The organism is Pirellulales bacterium, from assembly GCA_036267355.1.
Taxonomy (GTDB): Bacteria; Planctomycetota; Planctomycetia; order Pirellulales; family DATAWG01; genus DATAWG01.
On sequence record DATAWG010000015.1, the window covers coordinates 1 to 23433 of the forward strand.

The 23433-nt window shown below is 61.3% G+C and carries 20 protein-coding genes; 13 read left to right on the plus strand and 7 right to left on the minus strand.

The features are described from left to right. The first annotated feature begins 918 nt into the window (after positions 1 to 918). The 3 genes from VHX65_02780 to VHX65_02790 all read left to right on the plus strand — a co-directional run bounded on the left by VHX65_02780 (position 919) and on the right by VHX65_02790 (position 4067). Entirely contained in the window at positions 919 to 1374 is a 456-nt protein-coding gene (locus tag VHX65_02780; GenBank protein ID HEX3997455.1) for a hypothetical protein, read from the plus strand. A 153-nt stretch (positions 1375 to 1527) separates the two neighbouring features. After that, positions 1528 to 2439 carry an SHD1 domain-containing protein gene (locus VHX65_02785; GenBank protein ID HEX3997456.1) on the plus strand — a complete coding sequence of 304 codons (912 nt, stop codon included), beginning with the start codon at positions 1528 to 1530 and terminating at the stop codon, positions 2437 to 2439. A gap of 305 nt (positions 2440 to 2744) precedes the next feature. Then, positions 2745 to 4067 carry a Gfo/Idh/MocA family oxidoreductase gene (locus tag VHX65_02790; GenBank protein HEX3997457.1) on the plus strand — a complete coding sequence of 441 codons (1323 nt, stop codon included), beginning with the start codon at positions 2745 to 2747 and terminating at the stop codon, positions 4065 to 4067. A 331-nt stretch (positions 4068 to 4398) separates the two neighbouring features. Here VHX65_02790 and VHX65_02795 read toward each other — a convergent pair whose 3' ends face one another. Then, the gene (locus VHX65_02795) at positions 4399 to 6519 is read right to left on the minus strand and encodes a prolyl oligopeptidase family serine peptidase (GenBank protein ID HEX3997458.1); all 2121 of its coding nucleotides are present in this window, start codon (positions 6517 to 6519) and stop codon (positions 4399 to 4401) included. Positions 6520 to 6837: 318 nt separating this feature from the next. On the opposite strand from VHX65_02795, the gene VHX65_02800 reads away from it, so the two are divergent. Further along, complete coding sequence (locus tag VHX65_02800; GenBank protein HEX3997459.1) at positions 6838 to 7428, plus strand: DUF1003 domain-containing protein; 591 nt, start codon at positions 6838 to 6840, stop codon at positions 7426 to 7428. 437 nt (positions 7429 to 7865) lie between these two features. Beyond that, on the plus strand, positions 7866 to 8915 hold the full coding sequence (rlmN, locus tag VHX65_02805) for a 23S rRNA (adenine(2503)-C(2))-methyltransferase RlmN (GenBank protein ID HEX3997460.1): 1050 nt from the start codon (positions 7866 to 7868) through the stop codon (positions 8913 to 8915). Between the two features lie 144 nt (positions 8916 to 9059). Here rlmN and proS read toward each other — a convergent pair whose 3' ends face one another. After that, a complete protein-coding gene (gene proS / locus VHX65_02810; GenBank protein HEX3997461.1) occupies positions 9060 to 10601 on the minus strand; it encodes a proline--tRNA ligase in 1542 nt (513 codons plus the stop codon). 263 nt (positions 10602 to 10864) lie between these two features. Here proS and VHX65_02815 point away from each other — a divergent pair, with 263 nt between their 5' ends. Further along, entirely contained in the window at positions 10865 to 11164 is a 300-nt protein-coding gene (locus tag VHX65_02815) for a hypothetical protein (protein ID HEX3997462.1), read from the plus strand. Positions 11165 to 11174: 10 nt separating this feature from the next. Here VHX65_02815 and VHX65_02820 read toward each other — a convergent pair whose 3' ends face one another. From VHX65_02820 to mnmA, 3 genes are all read right to left on the minus strand, one after another. Continuing rightward, positions 11175 to 11501, minus strand: coding sequence for a cupin domain-containing protein (locus tag VHX65_02820; GenBank protein HEX3997463.1), 327 nt, complete (start codon positions 11499 to 11501; stop codon positions 11175 to 11177). Positions 11502 to 11777: 276 nt separating this feature from the next. Beyond that, on the minus strand, positions 11778 to 12584 hold the full coding sequence (locus VHX65_02825) for a hypothetical protein (GenBank protein HEX3997464.1): 807 nt from the start codon (positions 12582 to 12584) through the stop codon (positions 11778 to 11780). A 267-nt stretch (positions 12585 to 12851) separates the two neighbouring features. Then, positions 12852 to 13973 carry a tRNA 2-thiouridine(34) synthase MnmA gene (mnmA, locus tag VHX65_02830; GenBank protein ID HEX3997465.1) on the minus strand — a complete coding sequence of 374 codons (1122 nt, stop codon included), beginning with the start codon at positions 13971 to 13973 and terminating at the stop codon, positions 12852 to 12854. 215 nt (positions 13974 to 14188) lie between these two features. On the opposite strand from mnmA, the gene VHX65_02835 reads away from it, so the two are divergent. The 6 genes from VHX65_02835 (at position 14189) to VHX65_02860 (ending at position 20820) form a co-directional block, all read left to right on the plus strand. Further along, positions 14189 to 14608, plus strand: coding sequence for a hypothetical protein (locus tag VHX65_02835; protein ID HEX3997466.1), 420 nt, complete (start codon positions 14189 to 14191; stop codon positions 14606 to 14608). A 275-nt stretch (positions 14609 to 14883) separates the two neighbouring features. Next, a complete protein-coding gene (locus tag VHX65_02840; protein HEX3997467.1) occupies positions 14884 to 15258 on the plus strand; it encodes a TraR/DksA family transcriptional regulator in 375 nt (124 codons plus the stop codon). 162 nt (positions 15259 to 15420) lie between these two features. Continuing rightward, positions 15421 to 16074 (plus strand): signal peptidase II, encoded by a 654-nt coding sequence (locus VHX65_02845; GenBank protein HEX3997468.1) that lies wholly within the window; start codon positions 15421 to 15423, stop codon positions 16072 to 16074. Between the two features lie 292 nt (positions 16075 to 16366). After that, on the plus strand, positions 16367 to 18556 hold the full coding sequence (locus VHX65_02850; protein HEX3997469.1) for a radical SAM protein: 2190 nt from the start codon (positions 16367 to 16369) through the stop codon (positions 18554 to 18556). A 96-nt stretch (positions 18557 to 18652) separates the two neighbouring features. Continuing rightward, on the plus strand, positions 18653 to 20035 hold the full coding sequence (locus VHX65_02855) for a hypothetical protein (GenBank protein ID HEX3997470.1): 1383 nt from the start codon (positions 18653 to 18655) through the stop codon (positions 20033 to 20035). A 209-nt stretch (positions 20036 to 20244) separates the two neighbouring features. After that, the gene (locus tag VHX65_02860; protein ID HEX3997471.1) at positions 20245 to 20820 is read left to right on the plus strand and encodes a hypothetical protein; all 576 of its coding nucleotides are present in this window, start codon (positions 20245 to 20247) and stop codon (positions 20818 to 20820) included. Positions 20821 to 21028: 208 nt separating this feature from the next. Here VHX65_02860 and VHX65_02865 read toward each other — a convergent pair whose 3' ends face one another. Together VHX65_02865 and VHX65_02870 are read right to left on the minus strand one after the other, a co-directional pair. Further along, on the minus strand, positions 21029 to 21391 hold the full coding sequence (locus VHX65_02865) for a clan AA aspartic protease (protein HEX3997472.1): 363 nt from the start codon (positions 21389 to 21391) through the stop codon (positions 21029 to 21031). A gap of 163 nt (positions 21392 to 21554) precedes the next feature. Further along, entirely contained in the window at positions 21555 to 22046 is a 492-nt protein-coding gene (locus tag VHX65_02870; GenBank protein HEX3997473.1) for a hypothetical protein, read from the minus strand. A 177-nt stretch (positions 22047 to 22223) separates the two neighbouring features. Between VHX65_02870 and VHX65_02875 the strand changes: the two genes are divergently transcribed. Next, the gene (locus VHX65_02875) at positions 22224 to 23090 is read left to right on the plus strand and encodes a fumarylacetoacetate hydrolase family protein (GenBank protein ID HEX3997474.1); all 867 of its coding nucleotides are present in this window, start codon (positions 22224 to 22226) and stop codon (positions 23088 to 23090) included. The last annotated feature ends 343 nt before the right edge of the window (positions 23091 to 23433 follow it).

The following is a 23433-nucleotide window of genomic DNA, read 5'->3' on the forward strand; positions in this document are numbered from 1 at the left end:
GGTCTCCTGGCAACCCCAGGAGGAGCGGGAAAGGGGCCTACGAATTCACTTCTCGGCAAACACTACCTGGTCCGATCTATTGCGGAGATCAGGCCGCAAACGGTGGGGCCGGTACGCTGAATCGCTCCGCTTGCCGTCGACAGCAAGCAGTTCGACCGTTGTACAGCAAGACGGACTAGCAGCGCCATAGGACAAGAACCAACCGCCGGCGCCGCGTGGTGCGGAAGAGGCTACAGGCTACAGGTAAGCAGGGCACGTCCGCCGGAGGCGGACATGCTTCGTCCTGTAGTCTGTAGCCTTCTCCCGCGTCGTCCGTCTCAAGTGCCTCGAGCCGAGTCGTCTGTGCGTAGCATGCCACAAAGCGTGGCTCGAATTCCAACAGAAACAATTCGGTGAACGATGAATTTCGAATAAGGCGCCAACGTAGCAGGCACACTCCGTGTGCCGTCTGCGCTTCGCGGCGGGTTGGGCACAGAGCGGGGCAGACGGCACACGGAGTGTGCCTGCTACGTTGGGTGCGGCCTTGCGGCCGCGCGCTACGCGGCTTTGATTTCGATGGCAGTATTTCGCGGCAGCGCGCCGGCGCCGGTCGCGGTGCGGGCGATGATTGAATTTCGAATGAAGGCGCCAACGTAGTAGGCACACTCCGTGTGCCGTTTGCGCTTCGCGGCGGGTTGCGCACAGAGCGGGGCAGACGGCACACGGAGTGTGCCTGCTACGTTGGGTGCGGGGCGACATCTAACCCATCACCCTCATCGTCGCCCTTCTGAAACGTACCGGTAGTATTTGCGAGCCACAACCCGCTTGATCCGCGGGGCGGCACGAATGTTGCTCGCTTTATCCGGCAGCGTTTGGTGAGGGTTGGTTGGCGGCCTACCGTGGAACAAATGGATCAAGTTGAGTTGAGGAGAGACGCCGATGTTTGCCAGCAATCCGGACCAGCCATTTAACTCCCCGATGGCGAGAAAATTGATTGAATACGTGAGCCGAAAGGCGAATGCCCCGTGCAATGAGCCCGCCGCGCGGGAGCGGCATTCGAGCCAGCGCCGCGTACTGCGCGACAATGTAAGTCCGGTTTCACAAAGCCTTTCCATGCGCGTCACCCGGCGTAGTGTTCGCTCGCGCGGGCATGTCGTAACCGACAATGAACTGCAGGCCCAGGAATGGCTCGACGATCGCTTGGCGGCGTTTTATCCGAGGGGCATGGTTTATGGCCGCGACTGCGGCGTTTCTTCGGTGGGGACCACCGGGCTGGCTGATTGGATCGCTGCCACTGCGGCACAAATTTGGACAACTGGCCAACGATCGATTCATTTCGTGCCCGGATTGCTTGCAGTGGATCGGGCCCCTACGGGCAATGCTGCCGAGTTCTAAATTACCTGCGGCGCGAGCTTTTTTTGCCTGGTTTGCACTTGCCGCGCCGTCGCTGCTAAAATAAGCCGGAACCGGCTCTTCGGTGGAGGCTTTCTCGCGGCGAGTCGTCGCGCGGACTTCTCGGATCACGATACCATTCTTAAGGGTTGGAAAATGGCCCGCGCAGTTTTGGCGTTCATGTTGGTGTTTGGATCGGCCTCGGCCTTGTCGGCTCGGGAATGGACCGACGCGACGGGCAAGTATCATCAAGAGGCCGAACTGGTCGACTTCGATGGCCAGCTCGTGGTGCTCAAAAAGGCACAAGGTCGGCTCGTGGCGATTCCGCTCGATTCGCTTTCGACCGCCGATCAAGACTATTTGAAATCGCAACAGGCGAAAGCGGATATCGCTGCCGCGGCCAGCAAGGACCGGACCTGGACACTGATCGACGGCAAGAAGCTCGTCGGCCAGGTGCTGAAGTTCGGAGAGAAGGACATCACCTTTTCGCGAAAATTCGCCGTGCTGTATGTCAACGGCAAGCCGTTCAAGGATCTTTCTGAATGGCGGCAATACATGGCTCTCAAGCTCGTGAGCCATGCAGAAAACAAAGAGTTCAAAGACGACGATGCGGTGCAATCGCTGATTGCGGCGCGCAAGGGGGCGGATCTGGTTTATCCGGTGAAGGGCGTTCTGTTTCTGCTCCAAAGCGGCGAGGAAATTGGCGTGCCGATTTGGATGCTCTCGGACAGGAGCCGAGCGGTGCTAATGCCGGAGTGGGATGCCTGGCTGGCTGCCGAGAAGGAAGTCGAGACGAAAGACAAACTCCAGCAGGAACAATCGACGATGGCTCGCGCCGCCGCCAACGAATATCAGCGCAACCAGCAGGCCCAATTGCGGCTGCAGTATCTGCAGTTGGCGAGCCAATGGTTCGACCTTTGGCAGGTGACGTTGACGGCGCCGAATGGTACCGTTTCGTCGGTCGTCGTTCCGGCTCGCGATAGCCGTCAGGCTCAGATCGCGGCCCAGCAGCAATGCCCGAACTGCCAAATCGGGGCGACGAGCATTATCACGCGCGCGAGTTATTGATTTTTTATTGATCTTCTGCGGCAGCTTGCCGGAACCAACACTGGTGGCGAGCGCCGGATGATCTGGCGGCGCGCTGTTGCGGGGCAGACGGCACACGGAGTGTGCCTGCTACGTTGCGGACGGCACACGGAGTGTGCCTGCTACGTTGCAGACGGCACACGGAGTGTGCCTGCTACGTTGCAGACGGCACACGGAGTGTGCCTGCTACGTGATTGATCGGCGCTGCTCCGCGGTTCATAATGGCGGCACACACGCCGCGAGGGGCATCGCCCTTTCCCCACCCACCGTCGAAGGAGCCCACTGCAATGTCCGAACGTCAGAGCCGTCGTCAATTTCTTGGTCGTTCGGCGATAGCCGGTGCGGTGGTGGTGGGCGCGCCGCTGGCCCTGCCGATGATTGGCGGGGGAGTTTGGTCGAGTAGTGCGCTTGCCGAATCGAGTTCGCCGAATGAGAAGCTGAACATCGGCGTGATCGGCACCGCAAACCAGGCCCGATTCAGCATCGGCAACATCCGCGGCGAGAATATCGTCGCGGCTTGCGATATCGACGATAAATATCTTGCCAAGATGATCGCCGATTTTCCGAAGGCGAAAAAGTATAACGATTTTCGCAAGTTGCTCGAGCAGAGCGGCATCGACGCGATCGTCGTGGCGACGCCCGATCATATCCATGCTCCGGCAACGGCCGCCGCGTTGCATCTCGGCAAGCATGTGTATTGCGAAAAGCCGCTGACGCACACGGTTGCCGAAGCCCGGGCGATCGCCGAATTGGCGGCTCGGCAAAAGGTTGCCACGCAAATGGGGACGCAAATCCACGCCGGCGAAAACTATCGCCGCGTCGTCGAGATCATCCGATCCGGCGCGATCGGCTCGGTGCGCGAAGTCCACACCTGGGCCGGCCGGGCCTGGGGCGGCGGCTCTCGGCCGAAAAACAATCCTCCGGCGCCGCCAAGCATCCATTGGGACCTGTGGCTCGGGCCGGCGCCCGTTCGGCCGTACAATCCGGTTTATATTCCAGCTCGATGGCGCGGCTGGTGGGATTTCGGCGGCGGCAATATCGGCGACATGGCTTGCCACCATATGGACCTGCCTTTCTGGGCGCTCGGCCTGAAGCATCCGACCACGATCGAAGCGGAAGGGCCGCCGGTGAATCCGGAAACGTGTTCGCTGGGGTTGACCGTGCGCTATGAATATGCGGCTAGCGGCGATCGGCCGGCGGTGAAGCTCACATGGTACGATGGCACGAAAATTCCGCCCTCGATCGAAGGCCATCCGACCGGCGGCGGCGGCAACCTGTTCGTCGGTGAAAAGGGAATGCTTTGGGCCGACTACGATGTTTACCACCTGTATCCCGAAAAGGATTTCGCCGGATACAAGCCGCCGAAGCCATCGATCCCGCGCTCGATCGGCCACCATGCCGAATGGCTGCGGGCCTGCAAGACGGGCAGCCCGACGACGTGCAACTTCGGCTATTCGGGCCCATTGACCGAAGCCGTGCTGTTGGGCAACGTGGCGTATCGCGCCGGCAAGCGGTTGGAGTGGGACGCCGAAAGGCTGCAAGCCAAGAACTGCCCCGAAGCCGAGCGCTTCCTACGCACCGAATATCGCAAGGGCTGGCAGCAGGTTTGAAGAAGTTTTTGGGCGGCGACGGTTGACCAGCTTTCCAACCTAGTCCGGATTATTCATGGCGCCGGGAATTCGCTACACGCTGCGAAATGGTAGCCCCAAGCGTTAGCAAAGGTTAGCCTCGGTGGCCCCCTCGCTTACGCTTCGGGCTAGTGTGGCGCCATGAATAATCCAGCCCACTGTCTGTGAGTGGGCATGTGAACGACTATTCGACAACATGTCCGCGCAAAGCCGTGGGCATGGCAGCCTAGCTTGTCTAGCGGTGCATGTTGCACGTGGGATTCTCACCGGGGCAGCGGGCCTGGACGAGCCGGCAGCGGCGCCCGGCGAAATTTCACCGCAGCTTCATCCACAGGAACGTGTATTCCAGCGCGGTCATTTTCGCCCGCTGCTCGTTGTTGGCCGAGCCGGCGTGGCCTCCTTCGGTGTTTTCGTAGTACATCACGTCGTAGCCCATGTCTTTCATCTTGGCGAACATTTTGCGGGCATGGGCCGGGTGAACGCGGTCGTCGCGCGTCGAAGTGGTGAAGAGGATCGGGGGATATTTCTGGCCCGGTCTGACGTTCTGATACGGAGAATATTTCGACAGATAGGCCCAGTCCTCGGGCTTGTCGGGGTCGCCGTATTCGGCCATCCAACTCGCGCCGGCGAGAAACTTGTTGTAGCGGCGCATGTCGGTCAGCGGCACCTGGCAAACGACGGCGCCAAACAACTCGGGCCGCTGAATCGCCACCGTGGCGACGAGCAGGCCGCCGTTGCTGCCGCCCATGATGCCGAGATGGGGCACCGTGGTGATGCCGCGTTTGACGATATCGGCGGCGACGGCTTCGAAATCGTCGAAGGCCCGTTGGCGGTGCTCCTTGACGGCTGCCTGATGCCAGGCCGGGCCGAATTCGCCGCCGCCGCGGATATTTGCCAACACGTACACGCCGCCGCGCTCGAGCCATGCCTTGCCGGCGATTGCGGCGTAGTGCGGCTCCATGGGAATTTCGAACCCGCCATAGCCGTAGAGCAACGTCGGCGAGTTGCCCGCTCGAATCGCTGCCGTTTTGCCGACGACAAAATAAGGGACACGCGTTCCGTCGGCGCTCGTGGCTTCGAGTTGCCGCACCTCCATGCCGTGGGCATTGAAAAACGACGGGAGCGACTTGATCGGTTCGCCGGGGTTGTCGCCCAGATGCGTGAGATAGAGCGACGAGGGAGTCAAGAAGTCTTGATAGTTGACCCACAGTTCGTTCGATTCATCGGGATCGACGCCCGAGGCGCTGGCGCTGCCGGCGCCCGGAAGTTTCATTTCGCGGGTTTGCCACGCGGCGTCGATCACGGCCGCGCCGGGCGGGGCGGCGATGGACGCAGTGGTGAACACCGAGCCGGGCGGAGCCGTTTCGATGATCCGGCTATGCACATTGTCGCTCAGATTCAGCACCAGGGCGCTATGCGTTTCCGACACCTCTTGCAACGACACGCGGCCGGTCGGCTCGAACAGAACTTCGAAGTTTCGCTCGCCGCGCAAGAAGGCGTCGAGCTTGGTGGCGAGCAGAGCGCCGGCTTTGTAGGTCCGGCCGCCAACGTGCCAATCGCTGCGCAATTGGACGGTAAGCCATTGGCGGAAAAAATTCGATTCGGCGTCGTTCGGAATGTCGATTTTGACGTCTTTGCCGCCTTCGAGCAAAAACGTTTCCGAATTGTAGAAGGCGATCGAGCGGTTGAATCCCTCGCGGAAAAAGCCCGGCGTGTGGTCGACCCACGCCGCGGCCGCCACATCGGTCTTCTGGCCTTCGAACACGGTGGCCGCGTCGGCCAGCGGCGTGCCGCGCTTCCAGCGCTTGACGATCCGCGGATAACCGCTGTCGGTCAGCGAGCCGGGGCCGAAATCGGTGCCCACATAGAGCGTGTTTTTATCGCGCCAAGTCGTTTCGCTCTTGGCCTCGGGAAGCGAGAACCCGCCGGCGACAAATTCCTTTTTCTTGAGGTCGAACTCGCGCACGACCTTGGCATCGCTGCCGCCGCGGGAGAGCGAGACCAACGAGCGCTCGTAGTCGGGCGGCAAGGAAGTCGATCCGCCCCACACCCAATTTTCATGCTCCGCCTTGGCCAAGGCGTCGAGATCGAGCACCGTTTCCCAGCCTGGATTGGACTTTCGATATTCGGCCGGCGTCGTGCGGCGCAACAGGCCGCGCGGGTTGGCGGCGTCTTGCCAGAAGTTGTAGTACCAGGGGCCCAGTTTTCGGACGTAGGGAATCCGCTCGTGCGAATTCAGAATCGCCAACGACTGCTGTTTGATCTCGGCATAGACGCTCTCGGATTGCAATCGCTTGAGGGTGATAGCATTTTCCGCCTCGACATAGGCGAGCGCGCGGGCGCCGGTGATTTCTTCGAGCCAGGAGTAGGGATCGGCGGGCGTGTCGGCGTTGATGGCCAATAGAACGACTCCGGCTAGGACGAGGCTGTGCATGGGATCATTCTTCCGGTGGCGATTCGGCCGCGCGAGAATCGTGGCCTGGAGGGTCGCAGCAATCGAGGATCGTTTGGGGGGAACCGTGAAGCCAACTGGCGAAGCCGATTATCGCCGGAATGGGCGATCGAGGTCTAGCGGCCGGAGCTGAATTGTTCGGCGATTGTTCGGGCGGGGCATCTTCATAAAATGGCTCGACAAATGGCCGCCAAAACGTCGATGCAATCCTTCGATACGGATGGTTTGCCGCCTGGACAGGGCTCGAGGTGTCTGCTAAATACCGCCGGCCCGTTCGGGCCGTCTCGCGAGGATCGAGCGATGGCTCAACCACTTGATGATAGCACCGCTGTCGCTGAAACCGTCAAACGGAATATGGGCTCGGTTGCGCAATTGGAGCGGGAGTTTCGCTCGCAGCAAGCAAACACGGTTGGCTGGCTCAGCGAGCGGATCACGAACCTGATTGCCAGTCCGATCTACATCCTCGCCCATGCGGCATGGTTTTTCAGTTGGGTTTCGATCAATACGATCGACCTATCGGGGATCATTCACTTCGACCCGTATCCGTTCAGCTTTCTGGGGCTGTGCCTCGCTTCCGAAGCGATGCTGTTGACGACCTTCGTCTTGATGAGCCAACGGCGGCAGGCGCATCAGGCCGACCAATGGGCACATGTCGCGTTGCAAGTCAGCCTCGTGGCCGAGCAGGAGACGACCAAAATGCTCGAAATGCTCCAAAGCATTTGCCAGCAGATCGGGCTGAAATCGGTGGCCAACGACAAAGAGCTTCGAGAAATGATCGAGACGCCCACGCTGGTGGCCATCGCCGCGGAAATGGAAAAAGCCCGCGAGGGCGAAGAATCGACGGCGCAACGTCCGAAAATCTATCTCGAAGAAGATTTGCAGGCGGCGTAGAGTGTTTCGCGAATGAATTCGTCTTCGAAGAAATCCGCTTAGCCGCCCGGCGGACGCGTGTGCGAAGTGCCCCTCCTCGCGCGCACCAGGTCTTGCGGCTTCAGCGATCCGGCATCCGCCATCGCCTTCAGTCCCAGCGGAAGAACCGGTCCGCGCTCCTGGCCGTTTCGGATGTAATGCCAACGTCCAGTCAGGTGTGCGGATCCTGCTAACAAACCTGGGCGGCGGTGGCGCACGCTCTGGCTGGACGAGCGCGTTTGACTCGCTGCCGGGTTCATGGACAATGCATATCGTAGACAGTCCGTTGCGCGCTCGTTTGACCCTTTTTATCCGACGGCGCGCGGTGAATCACAACGCCGACAGGCTGGTCACGACTGATTGGTTCGCGGTCCGTTGGTATAGCCGCGACCGGCGAGCTGCATCCGCGACGGAGTCCTATGCAACACATTCTCGAACCCGCCGCCGATTCGCTGATCGCTTGGTTGGCCGGGCATGGCCAACCGGCGTATCGGGCGAAGCAGATTCGCGGCGCGCTGTTCGAGCGGCGAGTGGGCGATTTCGCCGAAATGACCGAGTTGCCGAAAGAGCTTCGGGCCGAATTGGCGGCCGATTTTCGCATCTGGACCACGACCATCGCCCGGCATCATCAAGCGGCCGATGGCACCGAAAAGCTGCTGCTCGAATTGCACGACGGCCAGCGGATCGAATGCGTGCTTCTGCGCGACGGCCCGCGGCGGACAATTTGCATCAGCTCGCAAGTCGGCTGCGCGATGGGTTGCGTGTTTTGCGCGAGCGGGCTCGACGGCGTGGCCCGAAACCTCACGGCCGGCGAAGTCGTCGAGCAGATGTTGCAGCTCGCCCGATTGCTGCCGAAAGACGAACGGCTGAGCCACATCGTCGTGATGGGCATGGGCGAACCGCTGGCGAATTTGAATCCGCTGCTGGCCGCGCTCGGCCAAGCGACCGATCCGGGCGGCTTGGGCATCAGCCATCGCCGGATCACGATTTCCACCGTCGGCTTGCCGCCGGCAATCCATCGGCTGGCGGAGCTCGATGCGCGGTTTCAATTGGCCGTCTCGCTGCATGCCCCCGACGACGAATTGCGAAACCGGCTGGTGCCGGTGAATAAGAACATCGGACTGGCGGCGATCCTCGAGGCCGCGGATCGATACTTCGAAGTGTCGGGCCGGCGGCTGACGTTCGAATACGTGTTGCTTGGCGGCGTGAACGACGACGCGCGGCATGCGCGCAAATTGGCCGAGTTGCTCCGCGGCCGGCTGGCCCTGTTGAACGTGATTCCCTACAACGCCGTGGCCGGATTGCCGTATCGTTCGCCGAGCCGGGCGGCGCAGGAACGATTCTTGGAAATTCTTCGCGAGGCTGGATTGAACGTGCAGGTTCGCCAGCGAAAGGGCGACGCGATCGACGCCGCCTGCGGCCAATTGCGGCGGATCAGCGGCCCGGCCGATCTGCCGCAACTGGCCTAGGGATCGCGATTGTAGCAGGCACACTCCGTGTGCCGTCAGCGCTCCGCGGCGCGTTGCACACAATTGAGGCGCAACACGTATCGGACGGCAGACGGCACACGGAGTGTGCCTGCTACGTTAGGTGCCGTTCGGCCGCGAGCCGGCTCAATACGCTTTCGCGAACACGGCGCGGCGCGGGCTCGGTTGGCCGGTGAAGATGCAGCGGCCGGCAGCGGCGCTGGCGACGGATTCGTCGCTCAAGTGTTCGTCGGATTGCGGCAGGCAGCGGACTGTTACTTTCAATTTCGCCAACAGCTCGGCCACCTCGGGCGTTTCCGCATAGTGGCTCAAGGCGAAGCCGCCGTGAATCTCCGGCTTGTCTTCGTTCTCAGGCGTGAAAAAGCGGAGAAACTCCTCGCGATCGTCGATCGTGCGGGTGTTCTGCTTGCGGAACGCCAGAGCTCGGGCGAAAAGATTGTGCTGAATTTCGCCGAGGCGGTCGGCGATCGTGGCCACCAATTCTGCGCGGGGCGTGGGCTGTTTTTGCGAAGTGTCGCGGCGGCCGACGAATACTGAATCGCCCGCCACGTCGCGCGGGCCGATCTCGAGCCGCAGCGGCACGCCGCGCTTGATGTGCTGCCAGACTTTGTCGCCGCCGCGAAGATCGCGCGAATCGATCGTCACCCGCACCGGCTGGCCATCGTAGCTCGTCGCCGCCAGCTCGCGCTCGACGCGCTTGCAATATTCGATCACGGCGGCCCGCTCTTCGTCGTTGCGGAAGATCGGCAGGATCACGATCTGTTGCGGGGCCAATCGGGGCGGGAGAACAATGCCGTCGTCGTCGCCGTGCATCATCACCAATGCTCCGACGAGCCGGGTGGAAACGCCCCAGGACGTGGTCCAAGCGAACGTTTCCTTGCCTTCCTGATTGAGGAATTTGATTTCTTGGGCTCGGGAAAAATTCTGCCCCAGAAAGTGCGAGGTGCCGGCTTGCAAGGCTTTGCGGTCTTGCATCATGGCTTCGATGCTGTAGGTGTTCACGGCGCCGGGAAAGCGTTCGCCGGCCGTTTTTTCCCCTTTAATCACCGGCATCGCCATGTAGTCTTGGGCGAACGTGGTATACACGTCGAGCATGCGGAGCGTTTCTTCGACGGCTTCTTGCTCGCTGGCATGGGCCGTATGCCCTTCTTGCCAAAGGAATTCCGCGGTGCGCAGGAATAGCCGCGTGCGCATTTCCCAGCGGACGACGTTGGCCCATTGGTTGATCAGAATCGGCAGATCGCGATACGATTGCACCCACTTGGCATACGTCGCGCCGATGATCGTTTCGCTTGTCGGCCGCACGACCAGCGGCTCTTCCAGCTTGCCGGTCGGAATCAAATGGCCATCGGGCCCCGCCTCCAGCCGATGATGCGTCACCACGGCGCATTCCTTGGCGAACCCCTCGACATGAGCCGCTTCTTTCTCCAAATAGCTCAGCGGAATAAAGAGCGGGAAATAGGCATTCTGATGGCCCGTGTCTTTGAACATCCGATCCAACACGCGCTGCATGTTTTCCCAAATGGCATAGCCCCACGGCTTGATGACCATGCAGCCGCGGACCGCAGAATTCTCGGCCAGATCGGCGCCCCGCACGGCCTGCTGATACCATTCGGGGTAGTCTTCCTCGCGGGAGGGCGAGATCGCATTTTTTACGGCTTTTGCCATCGGAGTTTTTTCAGGCTACGAAGAAGGAGAACCACGAAACACGCGAATGACGCGAATGAAGGATAACGGCGAGCGGGAGCCGAATTGAAGCCGCGGCTAATTCTGCCGAAGCATAGGGCCGTCTGCAAGAGCAGCGACGCCGGCCGGTCCGGTAGAAACAACTGTTTTCACTCGATCCGCCGGTTTTCACGGCAAGCAAGCCTTGGCAACGGCGGCTGCCGGCCCTATTTTGGCATTGAGCGAAACCGCGGGCAGGTGGCGAGATGAACGCGCAATCACGAAACACGGCGAGCGTTGCCTCGGACACGCCGGCGCCGCTCGGCCTCGACGCGGCGCTGGCTCAAAAAGTGGTAGACTACGTCGCCGATCGGCTGGCCGGCGCCGATTTCGCAACGGCCGAGCGATTGCTCGACGAATTCGTCGATCGCCTGCGCCATCTCGCCGACATCGCCGCCGTCGAGCGATCGATCGCCGCGGCCGATGCTATTGCCCTGCAAGGGCTCGGCGGCATTGATGCAGCCCGAAATCTGCTCGCGCTGATTAAGAACATCGGCCAGAGTTGACGCCTCGCCGTCAATCTCCGAAATGCACTGCGAGCCAAACGGTCGGTTCGTCGGGCGTGGTCCATTCCACGCGATGGCGGCGATGGGCGGGGATGGTCAGAAAATCGCCCGGCTTCACCTCGACCGTATGCTCTTCCCGGTCGAACTGCAATCGCGCTGCCCCGCGCAACACGACGAACCATTCATCTCGATCTTGATCATACCAAAACCCCGGCGGCGAGGCCTGACCATGCGACACGATCCGCTCGATGCGAACGTGCGAATCCTGAACCAAGGGCGTGATTAGCTCATCATCCGCTCGCGCAGGCAGATTATCAAACAGATTGGAGAATGGCATCGCGGCGTTCCAAATCCTCGGTAAACAAGACATGCGTCGCCCGGTCGGGGCAAGGCTTTATCTTTCAGGAGAATAGCCCGAATCGCAAGCAAAGCCCAGCCGCCTCGTCTGTCAAGAATCCCTCGCTGGCGCTTCGGGCTAGTATGCCGAACGGCGCATCCGTCCGCCGCCCGACACGCGTTGGCCAAAAAAAACACGAACGGCCGGTCAGTTCCCGTGAGAACTGCCGGCCGTCGTATTGCTCGCTGAGCTATCGACTTTATCGCCGCAGCGGTTTTATTCGGCCGCAGCCGAGATCGTGTCGCGGCTGTCGACCGACAGGTTGTTGGCCTTGTCGGTTTCCACGAGCTCTTTTTGGCTGTCGATGATCGTGTTGACGTAAGCGTAGGGAGCCGTCTGCCCGTCGGTGCTGGCCATCGTCATTGCTTCGATCGGCAAGCGGATGTCGACCGAGGCGGTTTGGTCGGCCGCGATGCCGTCGACTCGCACGTTGGCATACGGAAGGCCTTGCGAGAGCTTGCCATCGGTCGAGGCGAGAATAGCCACGTCGAACGGCTGAGCAATATCGACATCGCTGTTGTTGTGGAACCAGACTCGGTAGGCCGGAGCCAAGTTCTTTGCGGAATCGCCTGCGTCGAGCTGCTCGATCTTCGTGAACTGCACGTCGATTCCGCCTTCGACCGCATCGGCGTCGACCACATCGTAGCTGCCGCCGAACCAGAAGCCGACCGGATAGTGCATGTGATACGGCCAACGATGACGCGGCGGGAAAGGATAGCGAGGATAGCCGGGCGGATAATTGCCGCCGACGGTGCCGGGCGGATTCAGGATGACCAGGCTCGGATGGCGGGTGCCTTTGTAGTCGGTCGGACCGGCGTGGCTGATGTGTGCGTAAGTATGGGCGCCGAGATGGCCGGTGCCGGCGTGTCCGACGCTACGGCTCGAACTATGGCCGCTGCTACTATGGCTGCTGTGGCCGCCGCTGCTGTGTCCGCCACCGCCATGCGCCATCACCAGCGAAGCACTCGTTGAAACCAAACCGACCACCACGACTATCAACAGGTTATTCAAGAAGCGTTTCATGATTCGTCCCCCAACTAAGATTTGGCGTCGGGCTTGCGACATGCAGGCCCTGATGAACTGAAGATGGCCAAACCTGGCCGCAGCCCGACAGCATTTCTCAAAGTTCTGTCGAACCTGAGCCGGGAGCATGGCAAGCCGGCAAACGTAGCAGGCACACTCCGTATGCCGTCTGCCTCCTGTGACGCATCGAGCAAGAGCAGCGCAGACGGCACACGGAGTGTGCCTGCTACTTTACCGCGGCACACGGAGTGTGTGGGCCGCAAGGCGTTAGCGCTCGATCCATCCGCCGCCGAGGACGCGGTCGCCGTCGTAGCAAACAACCGCTTGGCCCGGCGCGATGCCGCCCAGCGGTTCGTCGAGCGCGATTGACAGCCGGCCCTCCGGCAGCGGTTCGATCACCGCAGGCGCCGGCCGGCTCGTATAGCGAATCTGCACCAAGCATCGCAGCGAGTCGGCCGGCGGATCGACGAGCCAGTTCGACTGCCGGGCCGTGAACGAGTTGCGGGCCAAATCCTCGCGCGAACCGATTACCACCCTCCGTGTATCAGGTTCAAGCCGCACGACGTACCTCGCTTCGCCGAGCGCGACGCGCAGCCCCTTGCGCTGTCCGATCGTGAAGCCTTCGAGGCCATTATGCTGGCCGACGACGGCGCCATCGGTCGTCACGATTTGTCCGCTGCGATCCTCGGTTTCGTCGGTCGCTCGGCGGCGAACGAATTCCGCATGCTCGCCGGCCGCGACGAAGCAAATTTCCTGGCTGTCTTTCTTATCCGCCACGCGCAAACCCAGTTCGTGAGCCATGCCGCGAATTTCGTCTTTCCGGAAATCCCCGACCGGCAACATCATCCGCGGCAGCAGATGCCGCGCCACGCCGAAAAGCACATACGATTGGTCTTTGCCGGCATCCAATCCGCGGCGCAGCGCGAGTCGATCGCCATCGCCAGTGAGCCGGGCATAATGGCCCGTCGCCACGAACTCCGCGCCGACGCTATCGGCATAGTCGAACAATTTGCCGAATTTCAGCCAGTTGTTGCACATCACGCACGGATTCGGCGTCCGGGCGGCTCGATACTCGGCCACGAAATAATCGATGATCCGGCCGAAGGCATCGGAAAAATCCAAGGCGTAAAACGGAATCTCGAACCGATCGGCGACTCGCCGGGCATCGGCCGCATCGGAAGCACTGCAACAGCCCTGCTTGTGCGACGCCCGCGGCGGCAGAATTGCCAGCGGGGGCGGAGAAGCGGCGGCGTCGGCGCTTGCACAGCTTTCCACCGCTTCGCCATGGCGCATGAACAGGCCGACGACATCGTGTCCGGCGCGGCGCAGCAGATGCGCCGCCACGCTGCTATCGACCCCGCCCGACATTGCCAACACGACTCGCGCCACGCGCGGTTCCTCTCGAAAAAACCAGCCGGCCATGCACCATCGAAGTTTAACCCTGCACGCAAGCCGCAACAAGCAACGATGACGGCCGGCGTGCGCCCCGGCGGCACTGCTGGCACCTGTTCTCGGGCGGTTCGGCTTGACGAACTGCGGCAGCATCTTCTACAGTTCGGCCTCGTGTTTTTCGGCCTCACTCCTTTTTCCTACCGGAGCGAATCATGATTCGCAAGGCCCTGCCAGTCGCGATCCGGCAGCTTGTTCTACCGTTCCTTTTCACGTCGGCCATGCTCGTCGCCTCGGCAAGTCGGGCGGGCGCCGATGAGCCGGCTTCCATTCCAACGGATGCGAATCGAATCGTCGGTAAATGGACCTGCCAAACGGAAGGGGACGGGGTTCTGACGGTCAGCCTGACGACCGACGGATTCCTGGGATTCAAATTCACCGGCGGCGAAAAGGACCACGGCTACGGCGCTTACAAACTGCGCGCCCCCGACACGCTTCTCTACACAGCGCACGACGAAACTGGCGCCCAGCATTGGACCTACGGCTTCGATTCCGCCGGCCACTTGAAGCTGACAATGGAGCAAGACGACCCGAAAGACGCCGAACTCTACACGCTCAGCCGCGTCTCGCCGTAAGCCGCGTTCGTCCAGATTCCAGCCGCATCGCGCCTCGACCCGCCGGAACTCGGCCCGGGCCGGGCCATTCGACGATTTCCGCCCCAATCTACCGGAAAAACGGGCCGAACCGCGCCTGCTGCGCTTCCGCCCGACTGGCTCTACCGTCGATTTGACAGCCGTTTTCAGCCGTCTTAGAATAGAGATTCTACGAGCCGCCAGCGGCAGCTTGCCGGGAAGAATCAACGAAAAACCTCCCAAGAATCGACAATCCTTCGACGGCTGGAGATCAGGTGATGAAAAAGGCTGAGATGAAGGTCTACAAAGAGCGGCTGGTGAATCTGCGGGCTCGGCTTCGCGGCGATGTCAACCAGATGGCCGATTCGGCGTTGAAAAAGACCCGCAGCGAGTTGAACGGCGACCTGTCGAGCATGCCCATCCATATGGCCGACATCGGCAGCGACAATTTCGAACAAGAATTCACGCTTAGCCTGATGGAGAACGAAGAGGGAACGCTCGATGCCATCGAAACCGCGCTCGAGCGGATCTCGGCTGGCACGTTTGGCGACTGCGAAGAATGCGGCGCGAAGATTCCCAAGGCCCGGCTCAACGCGATTCCGTATGCCGCGCTGTGCGTGAAGTGTGCTCAGCAGGTGGAACGGAAGTATTGAGCGATTTCCGAAAATCGACTAGGGTGTGAAAGCTCAGGAAACGCGTGTTCCTGGGCTTTACCCGTTTTTGGGCCGCCCCGCCGTGCGCATTTTTTTCAGCCCCAATCAACGCAAGCGCGATGGGCTCTGGCCTCATCCCACCCCCGCTGCGAATAATTCAGCGTGATTAAGCCAAACGCACTTCACGACAGCTCCGCCGCCGCGGTTCCGGCCAGCCGATATGCGGCCTTTTTCTCGATCGTCGTCGTCGGCTGCCTCACCGATCTGGCCACCAAGAGCTGGATCTTCGGACGGCTCGGCATGCCGGGCACGCGTCCGCAATGGGTTATCTGGCGCGGGGTGTTTAGCCTGACCACGAGCTTGAACGAAGGCGCGCTGTTCGGCTTGGGCCAGGGTTGGACACTCGGCTTCGCCGCCCTGTCGATCGTCGCCGCGGTGGCTATCGTCATCTGGCTGTTCGGAGCCCGCGCGGCGAACAATTGGGCCCTGACGATTGCCTTGGCCCTGATCATGGCGGGCATCTTCGGCAACCTCTATGATCGCCTCGGATTGCCCGGCCTGACTTGGAATTTCGAAATGAAGCCCGACAGTATCGGGCAGCCGGTCTATGCGGTGCGCGATTGGCTGCTTTTCACGGTGCCGATCGTTCATCGAGAATGGCCGGTGTTTAATATCGCCGACAGCATGTTAGTTGCCGGCGCCGGGCTGCTGTTCTTGCATCTATGGCTCACGAAGGGCGCCCTTGAGGCGGATGCAAAGCCCGCGGCTGAATCGCGGCCAGAACCCGTGGCGATCGAGCCGACCGGCGCCGGCTAGGCCGGCGCTGAAGAACACGTTTCGGAGTTTGGTTTCGCCTCCCTCGCGAACGCAGTCGTTGCACGCCCGACAACTGGTGGCCAAAATTCCCCGGACGCGCCGCTGGCAAGTAACCGAACGCGATCGCCATGTGCTCGGGCAGGCCAGCGAACTTTACCGCAAAGCGCGGCCCGAACTGGTGGCCGCTTGATCTCCAAACTTCCCCGCATAATCTTCGTATCCTCTCGCTGAATCAGCATCGGCGGCGTATGCTGGATGGCTCGTTTCGTGCCCCCTGTTCGCCGAGCGTTTCATGCCATCGCGTCGCAACATCCTGTTGGTCCAGCTTCCGATTCCGCCGGTCGGGCCCGAGCCGATTCGCGGGAATGTGCCGCTCGCGGCCGGCTATCTGAAGATGTTTGCCGAAGCGCGCGGGCTTGCCGCCAATTATCGGATCGACATCCTGCCGGCCCCAGCCGCCAATACGCTCAGCGACCGTGGGCTGGTGCAGGCAATTCTTGCGGCCGAGCCGTGGATGGTCGGCTTCACGTGCTACCTGTGGAACATCCAGCGAACGCTGTGGATCGCCGAGCGGCTCAAAGAAGCCCGACCCGGTTTGCAGATCGTGGTCGGTGGCCCGGAAATCACGGCCGACAACGATTGGGTACTGCGGCACGAGGCGCTCGACTTCGCGGTGATCGGCGAAGGGGAGCAGACGTTTTGCGATCTATTGCGAGCCACGCGGCCGTCGAGCGGCGGCGGACTTGCGGCGCCGATGCCTGGCCTTTTCGTTCGGCAAAACCAGATCGCGGGCGATCTGTTGTTGCCGCCGCCCCGCCGTCCGCTGGCGAATTTGGACCAGATTTCGTCTCCCTATCTCGCCGGCATTCTCGATGCGGCCGACGAACAGATGCTGCTGTTGGAAACGATCCGCGGTTGCATCTTCAAGTGCAAGTTTTGCTATTATCCAAAGAGCTACGACGGGCTCTATTTTCTTTCGGAAGAAAAGATCGTCGCCAATCTGGAGCATGCCCAGCGGCGCGGGGCGCGCGAAGTGGTGCTCTTGGATCCGACGCTCAATCAACGCCGCGATTTTCCCGCCTTCTTGCGGCTCCTGACGCGATGCAATCCCGATCGGCAGTTCACCTATTTCGGCGAGTTGCGGGCCGAGGGAATCACCGCCGAGGTGGCCCGGCTGCTGCACGAGGCGAATTTCACCGAAGTTGAAATCGGCCTGCAATCGATCGACCCATTGGCAATGGAATTGATGGACCGCAAAAACAATCTCCGGGCTTTCGAGCGCGGAGCCCGGGCGATGCTCGATTTGGGCATCAAGGTAAAAGTCGACCTGATCATCGGCCTGCCTGGCGATACGATCGTTTCCGTCCGCCGCGGGCTCGACTATATCCACTCGACCGGCCTGTATTCCGACGTGCAAGTGTTCAACCTGGCCGTACTGCCCGGCACATCGTTCCGGCAGGAAGCGAACATGTTGGGCTTGGAATATCAAGACCGGCCACCGTATTACGTGCTGAAAACGCCGACGCTCGACTTGCCGCAAATGTTCGAATTGATGGAGGAGGCGCAGGAACTTTTCGAAACGGAATTCGACCCGCTCCCCGAGCCGTCGCTCGAAGATGATTGCACACAAGCCCGAAGCGTAAGCGAGGATGAACCGACACAAGCCCGAAGCGTAAGCGAGGATGAACCGCCACAAACCCGAAGCGTAAGCGAGGATGAACCGACACAAACCCGAAGCGTAAGCGAGGATGAACCGACACAAACCCGAAGCGTAAGCGAGGATGAACCGACACAAACCCGAAGCGTAAGCGAGGACGAACCGCCACAAACCCGAAGCGTAAGCGAGGATGAACCGACACAAGCCCGAAGCGTAAGCGAGGAGGCGCCGCCGCAAGATCCGCAATTGCGCCAAGCATGTCCCAAGCCGCCATCCGCGGCCCCCTCGCTTACGCTTCGGGCTAGTGTGCCGGCTACGGTGAACCGCTCGACAATCGATTTGGACCGATTTCTCGGCGGCGACGCGAGCGCCGCGCTGCCGCCCGCGGCCGAACGCTCGCAAGCGTTTGACTTGCGTCTGCGATCGGACAATTTCGATCGCGATCGCGCGGCGACCGAGGCAATCGTCGCCCAATTGCTGGAGGAGAACCCCTTTACGACGTTGCAACTGATTCTCGAACCAACCGCCGAACCGACGTCCTACCCGCGCCGTCTCAGCCCCGCGACGATCGAATCGCTGCTATCGATTTGCTTCCGCAAACCGACTTATTTAGACCGTTTCTACAGCGTTCTGCCCGGGCGGCCGAAGGGGGCTAAACGCTTGATCGTGGCACTGCCGGCCCGCCAACGTTCCGCGATCGATCTGCGTTGGACCTGCCAAATCGGCGATCTCGCAACCATTGCCTGGCGAGGCGAAACGCCGGCCGAGCATCCATTGCACGACGTCGAGTGCATCGCGCCCGCGGGCGCCACGGGAACGACATAAGCCGGCCGCCGATTTCGGGAATTGATTTCGTCGGCGATTCGGCGATGTTATGCTGAATGTGGTCGCCGAGCGTATCTCTCAAGTTTGGTTGCGCGCATGGTTCTTCCGCTTCCGCTGACGGCGTTCGAAGAATACATGCTGGCCGACGATCGGCCGCAATGGCCGATGACGTTTTTTCTGCGGCTCGATCTACGCGGACCGTACGATCCGTCGAAGCTTTGCAGTGCGATCGATTCCGCGCTCGCGCGGCATCCGCTGTTGGCAAGCCGGCTGGCCGACGATGGCCGAAGCGGACATCAGTGGGTCGCGACCTCGGAAAGATCGCCGCAGGTAAGCTATTGCGACGGCGAGGGCGCGATTGATTTTCCGGCGGGGCGACGGATCGATCTGCGGCGCGAATCCGGCGTGCGGTGCTGGGTGCGGACGGTAGGGGCGGATCGGTGGACGCTGTGGCTGCAATTCCATCATGCATGTTGCGATGGGCTCGGGGCCCTGCAGTTCGTCGGCGATCTGTTGGCGGCCTATCGGAGCTGCGGTCCAGGGGCGCCGGCCGTCGACCTGCGCCCGCTTCTCGATCCCGAACGTTTGCGGCGGCGCGGCTCATTCGGGCTGACGCTGCTTCGCCAATTATTGCGAACGCCCCAAGAGTTTCTCGGACTGCTCGGAGCGCTCGAGTTTTTTTCGCATCGCCCACCGAGTCTCACTCCCGAGACGGCGGCGCCAAGCGACAATTCTTCTGCCGATGAATTTCCACGATGGATCCATCATCGTTTCACCCCGCAGCAATCCGCGCGATTGCGGCAATCCGCCCAAGCGCAGCACGTTTCGCTGAACGATCTTCTGCTCGCCGAGTTATTCCTGGCAACCGACGCATGGCTCTCCTCGCGGCGGCCCGACACCCAGCGCAAATTTTTGCGAATCATGGTGCCGATGAATTTGCGGTTGGCGGGCGATCGGCAAACGCCGGCCGCGAATCTCGTGAGCATGGTCAACTTGGATCGCCGCCCGGCACGCTACGCAAGCCGCCGCCGCTTGCTGAAGAGCCTGTCGCTGGAAATGAGCATTATCAAGCGATGCCGCTTGGGGATCACGATGCACCATGTGGTGCGGCTCGCGCGGCGGTTCAAAAAACTGGCGTGGCTTCTGCCCGCCGATCGTTGTGTCTGCACGTGTGTGCTAAGCAATCTGGGAAATGCGAGCGAAATACTCGGGCCGAGGACGGAAAGTGATTCTTCCCCGGCGGACGGGCTCGAACTCGTCTCGTTCGACTTCATGCCGCCAATCCGGCCATTGACGGCAGCCGCCCTCGGTGTTGCAACCTATCGCGGTTGCACGACGATTACGTTGCATCACGACGCGAGCATGTCGGCCGAATCGGCGCGCGAGCTGCTCGATAATTTCGTCGTCCGGCTGCAACAAGCTTGCGCAGAACCCATCGCAATCCCGCCGCGCGAGCTCGCGGTCAGCGGCAAAATTTAGCGGGACGCCGGCCGCTCGCGATGCCGCACCGGCTCGCGTGCGCGGTTGGGCGAAAATGCCGAATGACAACTGCCGTCCAGACGGTATATTCATTGCTGTCTGAAAGTGCCTTTCATCGTCGGCACGTTGCAGCGCCACAAACCCACCGACGCCATTCGGGCTGGTCAGTCAACGATTCAATCGGGCTGCTCGGTCCCGGGGCTTGCCTTTTGTTCAACTTCCGCCTCAGTTTCGATAGTCCCGGCTACCTATTCGGCCGGGTGCCCGATGCCGCCGTCAAACATCTGATCATCATCAGCGACGTCGATCCCGGCCCACCCACGAACGGCACGATGACCGCATTGAAAAACATGAAGGTGACGATTTCGACGGTCGCCATCGGAGCGCACGACATCGCCGGCAGCCAAACGCTTTCCGCCGTGTCGCAAGCCACCGGCGGAAAATACTACGTCGTGCAGCCCAACCAAACGGCCAAAATGTTGCCGCGCATTTACCAGCGCGAAGCCCGCAGCATTTCGCGGCCGTTGGTGTTCGAACACGAGGCCGGCTTTCGGCCGCACGTGAAATTCCCGCACGAGATGATTAAAGGCGTCGGGTTGGATTTTCCGCCGCTCACCGGATACGTGCTCACCACGGTGAAAGACAGTCCGCTAGTGGAAGTGGCGCTCGCGAATCCGCTGCCGGAAGGCGAGAAATACAACACGCTGCTGGCCAGTTGGACCTATGGGTTGGGCAAGGCCGTGGTCTGGACAAGCGATGCCGGCCGCCGCTGGGCTAGCGCCTAGACGCATTGGGAAAACTTCGACAAGCTGTTCAGCCAAATCGTGCGCTGGTCGATGCGTCGTGCCGGAAGAATCTCCCGAGAGCTACACGAGCCGGCTGTTGAGAGCCAAGAAGCAGGTGCGCGATCAACAGAAGAAGGATAAAGGCGGCGAGCCGCCGATGAAGAACAAGTAGTGCGCCGCTGGCCCTGTGATTCTGCAAGCGGGGTCGCTATTTCAGGCGCACCGACGGCAGACGCTTGAGGCGATTGTTTCGCGGATCGACCTCGATGCCGACCGATTCCAGCGCCGTGACGCCGAGGATCGGCTCCGCGTCGTCCGGCCCGAAAATCACCGTCGTTCCCACCACGTCGCCCATGAATTCGATGCGCGCCACGGCGACCTCAAGCGAGATTTCGCGGCCATCGGCCAATTCGTAAGATCGTTTTCCTTCCGGCTGAATGCCGATCTCGCGAAGATGCTTGGCGGGAACCATGCAATCGACCGCCCCGGCGTCGACAAGGAACAATCCTTCCCAGCGGCGCGATGGATCGCCTGGGTTGCTGACGGCGACGGTGACTTGCGTTATTCCCATAGGTTCAGTCTACATCGCGGAGATGCTGTTGGAGAGTGCCGCGTGCCACTGGCTCCGGCGCGCGTGCCACTGGCTCCGGCGCGCGTGCCACTGCCTCCGGCGCGCGTGCCACTGCCTCCGCTTGGGTCCGCTAGTGCGCGACACGCTCGGCTGGCTGGCAGTCTCAAAAGCCGAAGCGGCGAGTGGCGTCGCCTTTCAGGAAGAAATCGGCGAACGAATCTTGGTAGCGCTTCTTGGCGAATTGGAAGATGTAGTCGTAGAGCGGCCGAAAGCCGTCGGGCGATTCACGAGAGAGGTCGAACACGGGCCCCTCTTCGCATTGCACGATGTATTTATGCCCCAGCTTTTTCAGCTTGATGTCGAAGCCGACGGTGTGAAACGGCAATTGGCCCGATTCTTCGAACAAGTCCATCGAGATGCCGAAGTGCCAAAAGGTGTCGTCAGCCAGATGCATCGCGGCCAGCGGCGAATCGACCTTTCGGCCGGCCCATGATCCATGCTTGCAATACAGCGAGATGTAGCCGTCGGGCGCGCCGAGATACTCGCGCAAACCGGCCACCAGCGCTCCGACCACGACCATGCACTCTTTGCGATAATCGTCGTACTGCCGCTTCACATCGCCATAAGCGGCGCAGAGTTCGTTGAATTTTGTCATAAGAGAATTTATCGCGGATGGCGCGCGAAACCGCAAGCGGGCCGGCACCTTCGTTTTTTGGTCGTCGCAATTGCGGCGTGAGACGCATGCCCGAGTGCCCCCCAAAAACTTGCCCAGATCTGAACGGTCGGCTAGGATCGCGGAATCCGACTCTCGAAAGACCAAACGGAATATCCCATGCGATTGATCAGCTACTTATCCGACGGAGGCGAACGCATCGCCGCACTCCGCGACGGCCGGTATGTCGATCTGAATCAGGCCGACCCGGCGCTGCCGACCTCGATGGTCGAGCTGCTGGCGCAGGGAGCGGAAATGTTGCTCCGAGCGGAAGCCGTCTTAGGGAGCGCCGAGCCATTGCCGGCCGAAAGCGTGCGGCTGCTGGCCCCCGTGCCGCGGCCGCCGAAGATTTTCGGCGTCGGGTTGAATTATGCCGACCACGCCCGCGAAACCGGCAAGGAGCCGCCGAGCGAGCCGGTCATCTTCAGCAAACTCCCAGGCACGGTGGCGGCCCATGGGCAGGCGATCGTGCTGCCGGCGCTGAGCGCGAAAGTGGATTATGAAGCCGAGCTGGTCGTCGTGATCGGCCGCGGCGGACGGCATATTCCGCGCGATACAGCGATGGAGCACGTGGCCGGTTATTGCTGTGGCCACGACGTTTCGGCGCGGGATTGGCAGCACCAAAAACCGGGGGGGCAATGGTTGTTGGGCAAATCGTTCGACACGTTCGGCCCGTTCGGCCCGGAGCTTGTTACGGCCGACGAGATTCCCGACCCCGGCGATCTACGCATCCAATTGCGGCTCAATGGCCAGACGATGCAAGATTCGTCGACGCGGCAGTTGATTTTTTCCGTGGCGGAGTTGATCGCGTATCTCTCGGGCGTTTGCACGTTGGAGCCGGGCGACGTTATCTTCACCGGCACGCCGCCGGGCGTCGGCGCGGCCCGCAAGCCGCCGGTTTATCTACAGCCGGGCGACGTGGTGGAAATCGAAATCGAGCGGATCGGGCTGCTGCGAAATCCGGTCGTTGCGGAACCGGCGGCATGAGCCGAAACTGATGCCGAAATGAATCCAGGCCAGACGTTGTCTCAAAACTAGCGGATCAGCACACTAGCCCGAAGCGTTGGCGAGGGTGCGCTCCGCAGAGGGGCCTTCTCGCTTACGCTTCGGGCTAGTGTTTGAAACAGGGCCTGGCGCCGCTTGCGCTGTTTCGCCGTGTGACCGATTGTAATTGTTTACCGCCTCAGCAAGGCGATGTTGAGGGGGGCGGTTGGGAAAGGGTGTTGATCAGGTAGTCGATGGTGCGGCGGGATCGTTGTTCGCAGGTGCGAAGGATCGATGTCAGGATACTTTGCCACCGCGCGCCGAGCCACGTCCGATTGCCGCCCCA